We start from the raw sequence: 12,460 nt of genomic DNA, 5'->3' as shown, positions 1-12,460 counted from the left end.
AAAGTTATCTTGTTACTGAATGGCTCATTAATTTCTTTTTAAGCGGGCAATTATTTGCTCTTCTGCACTTCTTGGTCCCAAACTAAGCCGGTATAGCCATCGATAACACTGGCAGCGGCCCACGGAAGCAGATTGAACCAGGTGCTAGCAGGAGTATGATCTGGATAATACTGTGTTAATAAGCCTTGTGAGTAGCAGAAACGCTCTGACATCCAGCCGGTCTTACCGAAATCAAATTCCCGTGGTTGACGATTATATGATTGCTTGCCCCAATTCAAAGTATCGTGATAGCGGTCCAGGATGTATTGGTCACCGGTTTGTTGGTAGCAGAAGATCAGTTCGTCCAAGATTGATGATGACATCGGATGGATGTGCGGATTGCAGACCGAGGTGATGCTGCCACCACAACTGCACCAATGAAGCTTTTTCAGCGGATTGTATTTGATTGGGGAATTGTAGCAGTATTTGTAACTAAATTCTTGATACAGGGCAAATTGCATGTGTTTCAAATACTGTGGCTTTTGAGTCAATAGGTACATCAAATGATCCAGTCGAATAAAGGCCAAAATGCCCTCGTTGTCCGGTGATTTACTGGTATCAAGTGGGCCACCATAACACTCCATTTTCTCAACATACGTGTGGAAGTAGTGATCTTCACTTTTTTCGAGTAGTGATAACCACTTTTCTGTATGGAGCAGGTAGCTGCAGTATGCAATCGCAGTGGCACACTAGCATGAACCAAAGGAGTTATATTCAATCCCGGCCGCCGACTTTTCGGAATAGACATATGGGAACTCGTTGTCGCTATTAAGGCCCTTGACCAGTTGGGCACAAACAGAATTGGCGATGTGGATCCAGTCAGGATGATCGACGTCATGTAGTTTTTGTTCATAATGGTAGGCTTTCAAGAGGTAGAAGATCCCTTGACCCAAAATGTAACCAGCGTGGCCACGATTAATAGTTTGATCTAACCACCAGCCGGCATTGGTACCATTGCCGTGATCGTCGAAGCTGGTGTAAGGCAACCCGTTGTTAGCGTTGAATGGGGTGTGAATGATCTTGTTAATGACGCCCATCGCCTGCTGGTAGATTGCTTCACTATGTGTTCTTAGTGCGGCAATCAGCATTGGCACTGCCACCGCTAATCCATTGGTCCAGCTGAAAGAGAAAATCGTATTCAGACTGCCATCATCGTGGACCATGCCGGAATATTGGCATTGACTAGGGATATAGGCATCATTAGCGATTGCCTGGCTAATCTTAGTGACGCATTCCTCAATGGAAGAAATGTCGCGGGGTGCTTGATGGAAGGCGTAGTAGCAGGCCTTGATGATGTGGTGAACGGTTAACCGCGACGATGAAGCCACATCGTAAACAGTCATGGTGAAGGAGTAATCAGCGCCTGCAGGAAGGGTAATGCATTGGTCACTTTGCAGGGGCGGGCATGGCTTAACAATGTCAGCGCGCTTGAAAAAGTAAGGGGCATTCTGGTAGCCCAGGGTATAGCTGATACTGTTGGAATCGGTGGCCGTTTCACAGGCAAAGCCATTGTATTGGACGAAATGACGGGATGAATGGCTAGGTGTGAAAGGAATTAGTTGTCCATTTTCCTCCACGATGTAGGGACTAGCAATGATGCCGTAGACATGGGAATCACTGGTCCCAATAATGACCGGGTGCGACAGGCGGTCTGACCGAGTCATCCACCAAGAAGAGGCAGGCTGTTGAACTGACTGCTGTCGAATTCTGGGATAGTTGTTGACGACATCGATCGGTTCTTGGCCCTGGTTGGTACCATACATGAAACCCGGCAAGTAGAAATTAGGATGGTCTGCCTTGAAAGAATAATTGACCTTGACAATTCCCTGCCACGCCTCAGAATCGCTGGTGTTCTTGATGTGAATGTTGACTTGATAGGGGTGGTCAATGGATCCGTCACCGTCGACCACTTTTTCCTGCACATCTAACTGCTGCTGGGTAGGAAGTGGTGAAAAGCCTTCTTGGCCGACCTGTTTGGTGTAATAAGTAAACATATTTGTAACTCCTTTAACACAACCATTAGCGATAATACGTTAAGACAATTGTACTCTTTTTAAACGTTGCCTAACCACCTTATCTCAAAGCGATGGAATCGGTTACAGAATTTTCTTAATTAAGCAAAAAAATCTCCGAACAAGAAATGCCTTGTTCGGAGATTGTGTTTTGATGTCTGATTGATTATTTAGTCTTCCACACCGGTACCATCGTAGCAGCGCTGCAGCAAAGTCTTCAGTTGACTAACTAATGGTTCAACCGGGTTCGTGGTCGTACATTGATCTTCGTAAGCCAGAACAGCTAAGTGATCAACCTGCTTGTCGAAGTCGGCCTTCTTTACGCCGTTAGCCTTCAGACTCAGGGTTAAGCCACAATCGTGAGCCAGCTTGATGATCCGTTGAACGAGGTTTTCAACCAATTCTTCATCGGTCTTGCCTGGCAGGTGCAGGAAGCGAGCGATGTCGGCGTAGTCCTTAGTTGCGTGGTAGGTAGCGTAGTGTGGCCACATTGCCAGTTTTTCGGGGCGCTTGGCGTTGAAGCGGATGACCTGTGGCAATGCGATGGCGATACACAGACCGTGTGGCAGGTCGAAGGCACCACCCATCTTGTGGGCCAAGGAGTGGTTGATTCCCAGGAATGCTTGACCGAATGCCATCCCGGCAATGGTGGAGTAGTTGTGCATCCGCCGCCGTGCATCTTGGTCGCCATGAACACTGTCAACCAGCGTTTCCATAACCCCTTTGATGGCTTGCAGCGACCAGCCACGGGTGTAGTCGGTAGCCATGACGGAGACGTAAGATTCGATGGCGTGGCAGAGAACATCCAGGCCGTCGTGAGCAATCGTCTTAGGTGGAATGGTTTCCACGAATTGTGAGTCGACGATGGCGATGTCTGGGGTCAGTGCGTAGTCGGCCAGTGGGTACTTAACGTGCGTCTTGGAGTCGGTGATGACACTGAAGCAGGTGATTTCACTCCCGGTCCCAGACGTGGTTGGAATCCCAATGTATTGTGCCTTGTGCGGTTTGCCAATCTGGTAGGCCCGCTTACGAATGTCCAGGTACTTCTGCTTGACACCGTTCCAGGAAGTGTCCGGGTGCTCATAGAACATCCACATTGCCTTGGCAGCGTCCATTGGTGAACCACCACCGATGGCAATGATGGTGTCCGGCTTGAAGTCGTTCATTAAGGAGACACCCTTTTCAACGGTTGCGGTTGATGGGTCTGGTTCAACTTCATCAAAGACTTGGAAGTGGGTTTCGTGAGGACGAAGCCGCAGTTGGTCAATGACACGTTGAACGTAACCACGCCGCACCGTACCAGGACCGCTGACGATGAATGCCCGATCAATGTTTGGAATATCTTGCAATTCTTTTAGCGAGTTCCGCTGAAAGTATACTTTTGGGGGGATTTTCACCCATTGACGATTTTCCCGCCGCTTGGCGATGACCTTGTAGTTCAACAGGTCGTAGTCGGTAACGTTGTGTGATACGGAGTTCTTACCGTAAGAACCGGTCCCCAGCGTTAAGGATGGGGTCATGTTGTTGTAGATGTTACCAATCCCACCTAAAGCAGAAGGAGAGTTGACGATAATCCGTGATGCCCGCATTTCCAGACCGTACTTAGTAGCCAAGTCGTTATCGGTCGTGTGAATGGCTGCCGTGTGGCCTTCACCACCGAAGTGCAGCAATTGCTTACAGATGTCAAAGGCTTCTTTGTGTGAGTGAGCACGGTACATCGTCAAGACTGGTGACAGCTTTTCAGCAGACAGTGGGTAGTCAGGACCAACACCTTCGTATTCGGCGATCAGGACTTTGGTGTTGGCAGGAACATTCTTCAGACCACACATATCAGCGATTGCCTTGGCAGACTTACCAGCGATTGGGCCGGCAACTTGGTGACGCTTTGGATCAATGAAGCCCTTAGTGAAGGTTGGAATTTCGGATTTCTTCAGGAAGTAGCAGTTCCACTTGCGCAGTTCGTCCTTGACCTGGTCGTAAATCTCGTCGTCAACGACAATGGAGTTTTCGGAGGCACAAATCATACCGTTATCAAAGGTCTTGGACAAAACGATGTCGTAGATGGACCGTGGAATGTTAGCGGTGTGTTCGATGTAGGCTGGACCGTTACCAGGACCAACACCTAATGCCGGGTTACCAGAACTGTAGGCTGCCTTAACCAGGCCAGGGCCACCAGTTGCCAGAATCGTAGCGGTCTTCTTGTGCTGGAGCAGGTCAACGGTTGCGTCACGAGATGGGCGAGGTATCCATTGAATGACGTTCTTTGGGGCACCGGCTTCTTCAGCGGCCTTTTCCAGAATCTGGGCGGTGTGAATGGATGCCTTCATAGCTTGCGGGTGCATGGAGAAGACAATGGTGTTCCGCGTCTTCAAACAAATGATTGATTTGAAAATAACGGTTGACGTTGGGTTGGTTACCGGAACCACACCGGCGATGATACCCAGTGGGTCAGCGATCGTCACAGTCTGGTTTTGATCGTCATCCTTAATGATTCCGACCGTCTTGTCATGACGGATGTTGTTCCAAATGTATTCGCTGGCGTAAATGTTCTTGATTGCCTTATCTTCGGCAACACCACGGCCAGTTTCTTCAGCGGCTTCCATGGCGAGGTCCATGTGGTGCTCTTCGGCAGCCAGGGCCAGTGCCTGACAAATATGATCGACTTGTTCCTGGGTAAAGGTCCGCAGCTGGTTGAATGCCACTTCACTTTTATCCATCAAGTCATCAATCATCGCTTGGGCTTCTGCGCCTTCGGGATGAGCTGCTGGTTGAGTTGGTTTGTTGTGCTTCTCAGTCGCCATCATAAAGACTCCTTTTTGATATATTGTTAATTATTGAACAACTACAGTTTATCCTAAGTGCAAGGAGGGTAAAGAAAAAAAGGAACTGCACAAGGATAAATAGAGCTGCTGACTGACACGGGTTTGTGAATGGAACAAATGGCATAAGGGGCTGGAGCAGATGATTATCAACATGAAATCGTTTTCGGTAAATAATGGTACTTTGTGAAACTATTATCAATCTTTATTGGAGAATGATCATTATTTCACAAACTAATATGATGAACTAATCATATCAACATCAAATAAAAAAGGCTGCACATAATGACAGCCTTTGTCTAGAGCGTTTCGCCAGGTTAATATATGAAATTTGGCAACAAAAAACGGGCTGAACATTGTCAGTCCGTTCGTTGTTTATTCTTTATCGTTCTTGCTCTTGCCGGCGTTCGGGTCCTTGACGTGGTAGTCGCTGTCGCTCATGGCTTCAACGGCCCCCAACCGGTAACCATTGCCGACTTGACTGAAGAAGTCGTGGTTGGAAGTGGTGGTGGAAATACCATTCATGACCACTGGGTTAACGTCACTAGAAGTGTCAGGGAAGAGCGGATCCTGACCCAAGTTCATCAGCGCCTTGTTGGCATTGTAACGGATGAAGGTTAAGACATCATCAGTCCAACCGATCTGATCGTACAGCAGGTGGGTGTACTTCTCTTCGTTGTCGTAAAGTTCGTACAAGAAGTTGTACAGCCAGTCAACTAGGTCCTGTTGCTGCTTTTCACTGCGCTGCTTTAAGCCCACTTGGAACTTGTAGCCGATGTAAGTGCCGTGGACGGATTCGTCACGCAGGATCAGTTTGATGATTTCGGCCACGTTGTTCAGTTTGTTGTGGCCCAGGTAATAGAGTGGGGTGTAGAAACCTGAATAGAAGAGGAAGGTTTCCAAGAAGACGTTGGCAATCTTCTTCTTCAGCGGATCAACGGATTCATCCAGGTAGATGTTACCGATCTTAACGGCCTTGTTCTGCAGGAATTCTTCACTGTCGGACCAGTCGAAGATTTCCTTGATTTCATCTGGCGTGTTCAACGTGGAGAAGATGGTGGAATAAGACTTGGCATGAACGGATTCCATGAACTGAATGTTGTTCAGGACGGCCGTTTCGTGTGGCGTCTGGACATCTTCCTTCAGGGCGGTCAAACCAGCCTGTGATTGCAAAGTGTCCAACAGGGTCAGACCACCAAAGACGTGACCAACTGTCCATTGGTGGTCGGTGTCCAGTTCCCGCCAGTCATCCAGATCGTTGGAAACGGGGATCCGGGTGTCCAGCCAGAATTGTTCAGTCAGCTTTTCCCAGGTGGCCTTGTCGATCATGTCAGAGACTTCATTCCAGTTAATGGCTTTATAACTCTTAATTGGCATTTTACAGCTCCTTATTTAGTGCGTACAAATACTACATAATTATAATCTGGATCCTTGATAACGCAAGTTAAATGACGCAGGACTCGCATTGGTTGGCGCCGATTTCACTATTGTCGTCAGTGAAGGTCCGGATGTAGTAAATCGACTTAATCCCTTTTTGATAAGCGTAGTGACGAAGAATGTTTAAGTCACGCGTCGTCATCTTGTTAGTCCGTCCTTTCTTCCATTCATACATGCCCTCTGGAATGGTTGAGCGCATGAATAAGGTCATGGACAGCGACTGGTCAACGTGCTGCTGGGCGGCAGCGTATGTGTCGATGACGGAACGCTGGTCAATGTCGTAGGCGGATTGGTAGTAAGGCATGGTGTCGTTGGACAGGTATGGGGCAGGATAGTAAATCTTACCGATCATCTTTTCCTGCCGTTCCTCAATCCGGTTGATGATTGGCTGCAGGCTGGCGGTCGAATCGCCGATGTAGGCAGTGGACCCATTGGGAGCGACGGCAAGGCGGTAGGCGTTGTACAAGCCATCCTTCATGACCTTGGCCTTCAAAGCCTTCCAATCATCGATGCCTGGAATGAAGATCCCGTCGAACAACTTCTTCACCATGTCAGACTGTGGTCCCCAGTCTTTTTCGGTGTACTTATCGAAGTAAGACCCGTCAGCATACTTGGATTTGTCAAAGTCGGCAAAGGTTTCCTGCCGTTCCTTGGCAATTTCGTTGGAAGCAACCAAGGACCAGTAGTTGAGCAGCATGAAGTAGACGGAAGTGAATTCCAGTGCTACTGGAGAACCGTACTGGATATGGTGCTTGGCCAGGAAGCCGTGCAGGCCCATGGCACCAAGACCCACAGAGTGTGAACGGGCATTGCCGTTTTCAATGGAAGGCACAACATCTAAGTGTTCCAAATCAGAGATATGGGTTAAGCCCCGCATCATGGCGCGGATGGACTTGCCAAAGTCAGGCGATTCCATCATGTGGTCGATGTTTGTGGAACCCAGGTTGCAGGAAACGTCGGTACCGAGCTTGGCGTAACTCTGGTCGTTGTTAACTCGGGATGGCACTTGCACTTGGGCAATTTCGGAACAGAGGTTGGACATCACGATCTTGCCGGCGATCGGGTTGGCACGATTTTCAGTGTCGATGTTGACGATGTAAGGGTAGCCGGATTCCTGCTGGAGCTTGGAAATTTCGTCTTCCAAGTCACGGGCGTTGATCTTCTTCTTGTGGATTTCGTCGTTTGCGACCATGTTGTCGTATTCCTTCGTGATATCGACGTAGGAGAACGGCTTGTGGTAGATGCGTTCAACGTCATACGGACTGAATAGGTACATATCGGCGTCCTGCTCAACCAGTTGGTAGAATTTATCAGGGACGGTCACACCCAGCGAAAGGGTCTTAACCCGGACCTTTTCATCCGCGTTTTCCTTCTTGGCACCAAGGAATTCGATGATGTCGGGATGGAAAACGGACAGGTAGACAACCCCGGCCCCTTGCCGCTGGCCTAACTGGTTGGAGTAGGAGAAGGCGTCTTCGAGCAGTTTCATGACGGGAACCACGCCAGAAGCCGCATTGGCGATCTTCTTGATTGGGGCACCGGCTTCACGCAAGTTGCTCAGGTTGATCCCAACCCCGCCGCCGATCTTGGACAGCTGCAAAGCGGAGTTGATGGTGCGGCCGATGGTGTTCATGTCGTCGGTCGTTTGAATTTCAAAGCAAGAAACAAATTCACCCCGCCGCTTACGGCCAGCGTTCAGGAAGGTTGGCGTGGCTGGCTGGTAACGCTGGTGGATTAATTCATGGGCCAGGTCCATTGCCAAGTCAGGATCACCGTTGGCTAAGAACAGTGCGTTCATCGCTACCCGGTCAATGTAGTTTTCCAGATAGTATTCCTTGTCATTGGTCCGCAGAGCATATTGGGCATAGAATTTGTAAGCGGCCATGAAGGAATGGAAGTGGAAGTTTTCCTTTTTCAAGTAGTCATACAGCTTTTCAATGAAGTCTTCACTGTACTGGTGGATGAAGCCGGCTTCAATGTAGTCATTATCAATCAGCCAGTTGATCCGTGCCATCACTGAAGGGAAGCGCTTGGTATTCGGCTTGACGTTTTGCTCGATGAAATCAGCTAGTGCTTCTTGATCCTTATCCAATTGGATCTGACCATTTTTAGGGATGTTGACCTCGTTATTCAGGTCAAAGTATTTTGCTTGGGTTAAATCAATATCCGATAAAGCCATGTTTTGATCCTACTCTCTTGTTATGATTGATTCGTCGGTAAATTTACAATAAAAAAACAGGACGACAAAAGTCAATCGACCTGCTCTTAAAATGCTGCTCTCATTAAGCAAGCTGCTTTAATACGTCTGGGCGGAAGCCACTGAAAGCTTTACCATTAGGCAGCTTAACTACAGGAGTAGCCTTGAAACCGTCTTTTTTAAGCTGTTCGATGAACTCTGGCTGTTCATCAATGTTGTGTTCCACAAAGCTCACGTTATGTTGCTTTAAGAACATTTTGGTCATTTTGCATTGGATGCAATTATTTTTGGAGAATACCGTTACCATGTTGATTCCTCCTTTCGTTTTTTTGTTTTGAATGCTTATAAGTATAGACGATTCTGGGTAAAAATCAATCGTTCAACTACAAGATATCGTGTTAAAATTTCGTAGTCAATACAATATGTTGTGGTCGACAGTGATAAATCAAGAAATCCGTTGATGGTCAACAAAAAACTTTATGACTTGAAAATGATGACTTTAAACAGCTAACATAATTTGCAATTAGGCAATATGAAAGGAAACAATCCGTTGACTTTAGACAACTCTGTGACAGAAAAATATATGCGCTTAGCCATTGACGAAGCCCGCGCTGCCGCAACGATCGACGAAGTGCCGATTGGGGCGGTAGTGGTGCACGACGGAATTGTGATCGGCGCCGGTCACAACATGCGCGAAGAGTTTCAGCAGACACCCTACCATGCCGAGATGCTGGCAATTATGGAGGCCTGTGATGCCTTACACAGCTGGCGATTGGAAGATTGCGATCTCTATGTCACCTTGGAACCGTGCATCATGTGTAGCGGTGCCATCATCAACGCGCGGATCCGTCACCTCTACTATGGCGCCAGTGACCCCAAAGGCGGGGCAGTAAACAGTTTGTATCATTTAATGGAAGATTCGCGTTTAAATCATCAGGTGGAAGTGACGGCTGGCCTGTTGGGCGACGAGTGCAGTCAGATGCTAAAAGACTTTTTCCGCAACATTCGCCGGCGTCGTAAGTTAGAGAAACAAAAGGGTCAAAGTAAAAACTAGCTTTCTGGACTTAAATAGTGTAGAATAATTTTCGGCGAAAGCCCTTAGGACAAGGGTGCGCTCACGAACCGTGTCAGGTCCGGAAGGAAGCAGCACTAAGTCTGATGCATCTTGTGTCCTAAGTTTGAGAGAAATTAACCGTAAGGCTGGTGAATACATTGTTATTTCACCAGCCTTATTTACTAAAAATGATTCAGGAGGGCCAAAAGTGAGCTATCAAGCATTATACCGGGTTTGGCGGCCGCAGCGTTTTGACGAAGTGGTCGGCCAGCAAGTGATCGTGAAGACACTGAAGAATGCCATCGTGAATCAACAGATCAGTCACGCTTACCTGTTTGCCGGTCCGCGGGGGACTGGTAAGACGTCGGCGGCCAAGATCTTTGCCAAGGCGGTCAACTGTCACCATAGAGAGGACGGTGAGCCCTGCAATAAATGTGAAACCTGCAAGGCGATCACCAATGGCCAGTTAAATGACGTGATTGAAATCGATGCCGCCTCCAACAACGGGGTCGAAGAAATCAGAGACATCCGCGACAAGGCAAAGTATGCGCCGACCCAGGCTGACTACAAGGTTTACATCATCGACGAAGTTCACATGTTGTCGACGGGTGCGTTTAACGCCTTGCTGAAGACACTGGAAGAGCCACCGGCAAATGTCATCTTCATTTTGGCCACCACTGAGCCGCACAAGATCCCATTGACGATCATTAGCCGGGTTCAGCGCTTCGACTTTCGGCGGATTACCGCCCAGGACATGGTTGACCGGATGAAGTACATTTTGGATGCCGAAAAGGATCAGTACGAAGAGAAGGCCCTCTGGGTGATTGCCAACGCCGCAGAAGGTGGGATGCGTGATGCCTTGAGTATCCTGGACCAGGTGTTGTCATTCAGCAGCGACCACGTCAAACTTGAGGATGCTCTGCTGGTGACCGGCAGTGTGACCAAGCAGCTGCAGAAATCGTACTTCCTGCAAGTAGCAGGTCATGACGCAGCGAGCGCTTTGCACACGATGGACCAGATCCTGGACGAGGGTAAGGATGGTCAGCGCTTCATCGAAGACCTGATTTCCTTCATCCGTGACGTCCTGCTCTACCAAGAGTCGCCTAAGTTGATTAACGTGCTGGCGACCGGCTTGTCAGAGGATGACTTTAAGCAGTTGGCCCAAGCCGCATCGACGAAGACCCTTTACCAGATGATTGACACGTTGAACGAAATTCAGGACGAGATGCGGTTTACCACCCACCCGGATGTTTACCTGGAAGTCATGACCATTCGCCTGTGTCAGATTCAGGATGCAGGTAATGAAGCAGCAGCCGATGGAGCCACGAGTGCAGAAGTTAAGCAATTGCAAACGGAGATCCAGTCCTTGCAAAAACAGTTGGCCGACCTCAAGAATCAAGCCAGTCAACCGGTACAAAAGACGAAAGCTACCGTTAAGCGGACCGCCACTGCGCCAGCCCATCAGCATGTGCGCATTAACCTGGAAAAAATTTACCAGGTATTAGACAATGCTACTAAGCAGGATTTGGTGAACTTGAAAAACATGTGGACCGACATCCTCAATGTGATGGACCCGGCACACAAGTCATTGATCACCTTGTCCTCACCGGTTGCAGCCAGTCCAGAAGGTGTTGTAGTGGCCTTTGATAACAACTTCCTGCTCAAACGGGCGACATTCGGCAGCTTGGCGGAAAATGTCCAGCAGGCGATCCAGCAGGTAGCCGGCGATGAACGGAAAGTGTCATTTGTCCCAACAGCAAAATGGCCCCAGATTCGGCATGATTTTTTGGCCAAACGAGGTTATTATCAAAAGGGCGCAAAGAAGGCCGGGCAAGCAAAAGCCCCCGAAGCTGCACCTAAAGCGGCCGATCCGGAAAAGACGAAGATTTCGCAAACGGCCAAAAAGCTATTTGGCACCAGTCAGGTAGAGATTAAAGACGATTAAGTTGAAGATTGAAAGGATGAACAAACAATGCGTGGAATGAACGGCATGAACATGCAACAAATGATGAAACAGGCACAGAAGATGCAGAAGCAAATGATGGCTGAGCAACAGGATCTGGCCCAGCAGGAGTTTGTTGGCAAGGCGCCTGATGACATGGTCACCGTCAAGATGAACGGGGAAAAGAAGTTATTGGACCTGCAAATCAAGAAGGAAGCAGTTGACCCTGACGACATCGACATGCTGACAGATCTGATCTTAACGGCTGTTAACGACGGCATGAAGCAGGTCGATGACGCCACGAAGCAGAAGATGGGCAAGTACACCAAGGGCTTGGGCCTCTAATCGGCAGGTGACGCCATGCAATATCCAGAACCGATTGCAAAATTAATTGCCAGCTACATGAAGCTGCCGGGGATCGGTGAAAAGACCGCTACCCGCCTGGCTTTCTATACCCTGGGAATGGATGAAGACGATGTTAAGGACTTCGCCAGTGCGCTCACCGCGGTTAAATCGGACCTGCACTATTGCAGTATTTGTGGCAACATCACGGAAGATGATCCATGTCCGATCTGCCAAGACAAGTCGCGTGACCAGAGCAAGATCATTGTGGTGGAACACTCCCGCGATGTGATGGCGATGGAGCGGATGAACGAGTACCACGGTCTCTACCATGTTTTGCATGGCACCATCTCACCCAGTGCCGGAACCGGGCCGATGGATATCAACGTTCCCAGCCTGTTAGAGCGGCTGAAGAAGCATGACGAGGTCAAGGAAGTCATCATTGCCACTAACGCTTCTGTTGATGGTGAAACGACCGCCCAGTATTTGGCAAAACTGATCAAGCCGGCCGGGATCAAAGTCACTCGGTTGGCTCACGGTTTGTCTGCAGGCGCCGACATCGACTATACGGATGAAGTGACCCTGTTTAAGGCGGTTGAAGGACGAACGGAGATGTAG

10 protein-coding genes and 1 other RNA gene are annotated in these 12,460 nt (G+C 48.8%); 5 read left to right on the top strand and 6 right to left on the bottom strand.

Going from position 1 to position 12,460, the window contains the following annotated elements:
• Window positions 1–50: 50 nt before the first annotated feature.
• The 6 genes from IV45_RS01120 to nrdH form a co-directional block, all read right to left on the bottom strand.
• Window positions 51–623, bottom strand: coding sequence for a hypothetical protein (locus IV45_RS01120; protein WP_057739804.1), 573 nt, complete (start codon window positions 621–623; stop codon window positions 51–53).
• A gap of 105 nt (window positions 624–728) precedes the next feature.
• A complete protein-coding gene (locus IV45_RS01115) occupies window positions 729–2,033 on the bottom strand; it encodes a hypothetical protein (RefSeq protein ID WP_057739801.1) in 1,305 nt (434 codons plus the stop codon).
• Window positions 2,034–2,221: 188 nt separating this feature from the next.
• Complete coding sequence (adhE, locus tag IV45_RS01110; protein ID WP_268872316.1) at window positions 2,222–4,852, bottom strand: bifunctional acetaldehyde-CoA/alcohol dehydrogenase; 2,631 nt, start codon at window positions 4,850–4,852, stop codon at window positions 2,222–2,224.
• A gap of 393 nt (window positions 4,853–5,245) precedes the next feature.
• Window positions 5,246–6,247 (bottom strand): class 1b ribonucleoside-diphosphate reductase subunit beta, encoded by a 1,002-nt coding sequence (nrdF, locus tag IV45_RS01105; protein ID WP_057739797.1) that lies wholly within the window; start codon window positions 6,245–6,247, stop codon window positions 5,246–5,248.
• 67 nt (window positions 6,248–6,314) lie between these two features.
• Window positions 6,315–8,486 (bottom strand): class 1b ribonucleoside-diphosphate reductase subunit alpha, encoded by a 2,172-nt coding sequence (gene nrdE, locus IV45_RS01100; RefSeq protein WP_057739795.1) that lies wholly within the window; start codon window positions 8,484–8,486, stop codon window positions 6,315–6,317.
• A gap of 103 nt (window positions 8,487–8,589) precedes the next feature.
• On the bottom strand, window positions 8,590–8,811 hold the full coding sequence (gene nrdH / locus IV45_RS01095) for a glutaredoxin-like protein NrdH (RefSeq protein WP_057739793.1): 222 nt from the start codon (window positions 8,809–8,811) through the stop codon (window positions 8,590–8,592).
• Window positions 8,812–9,036: 225 nt separating this feature from the next.
• Between nrdH and tadA the strand changes: the two genes are divergently transcribed.
• From tadA to recR, 5 genes are all read left to right on the top strand, one after another.
• On the top strand, window positions 9,037–9,558 hold the full coding sequence (gene tadA, locus IV45_RS01090) for a tRNA adenosine(34) deaminase TadA (RefSeq protein ID WP_057739791.1): 522 nt from the start codon (window positions 9,037–9,039) through the stop codon (window positions 9,556–9,558).
• A 41-nt stretch (window positions 9,559–9,599) separates the two neighbouring features.
• Window positions 9,600–9,686, top strand: an RNA gene (gene ffs, locus IV45_RS07725) — signal recognition particle sRNA small type.
• 80 nt (window positions 9,687–9,766) lie between these two features.
• Window positions 9,767–11,503 (top strand): DNA polymerase III subunit gamma/tau, encoded by a 1,737-nt coding sequence (gene dnaX, locus IV45_RS01085; protein WP_057739789.1) that lies wholly within the window; start codon window positions 9,767–9,769, stop codon window positions 11,501–11,503.
• A gap of 27 nt (window positions 11,504–11,530) precedes the next feature.
• Window positions 11,531–11,845 (top strand): YbaB/EbfC family nucleoid-associated protein, encoded by a 315-nt coding sequence (locus IV45_RS01080; protein WP_057739787.1) that lies wholly within the window; start codon window positions 11,531–11,533, stop codon window positions 11,843–11,845.
• Between the two features lie 15 nt (window positions 11,846–11,860).
• Window positions 11,861–12,460, top strand: coding sequence for a recombination mediator RecR (recR, locus tag IV45_RS01075; protein ID WP_057739785.1), 600 nt, complete (start codon window positions 11,861–11,863; stop codon window positions 12,458–12,460).

The organism is Limosilactobacillus secaliphilus (genome assembly GCF_001437055.1).
Classification (GTDB): Bacteria; Bacillota; Bacilli; order Lactobacillales; family Lactobacillaceae; genus Limosilactobacillus; species Limosilactobacillus secaliphilus.
This window is presented reverse-complemented; position numbering and strand designations above follow the sequence as displayed.

Bases quoted from the DNA above. Each gene is read 5' to 3' on its own strand.
- IV45_RS01120 (WP_057739804.1), bottom strand. From the start codon at position 623: ATGGAGTGTTATGGTGGCCCACTTGATACCAGTAAATCACCGGACAAC.
- IV45_RS01115 (WP_057739801.1), bottom strand. From the start codon at position 2,033: ATGTTTACTTATTACACCAAACAGGTCGGCCAAGAAGGCTTTTCACCA.
- adhE (WP_268872316.1), bottom strand. From the start codon at position 4,852: ATGGCGACTGAGAAGCACAACAAACCAACTCAACCAGCAGCTCATCCC.
- nrdF (WP_057739797.1), bottom strand. From the start codon at position 6,247: ATGCCAATTAAGAGTTATAAAGCCATTAACTGGAATGAAGTCTCTGAC.
- nrdE (WP_057739795.1), bottom strand. From the start codon at position 8,486: ATGGCTTTATCGGATATTGATTTAACCCAAGCAAAATACTTTGACCTG.
- nrdH (WP_057739793.1), bottom strand. From the start codon at position 8,811: ATGGTAACGGTATTCTCCAAAAATAATTGCATCCAATGCAAAATGACC.
- tadA (WP_057739791.1), top strand. From the start codon at position 9,037: ATGAAAGGAAACAATCCGTTGACTTTAGACAACTCTGTGACAGAAAAA.
- IV45_RS01080 (WP_057739787.1), top strand. From the start codon at position 11,531: ATGCGTGGAATGAACGGCATGAACATGCAACAAATGATGAAACAGGCA.
- recR (WP_057739785.1), top strand. From the start codon at position 11,861: ATGCAATATCCAGAACCGATTGCAAAATTAATTGCCAGCTACATGAAG.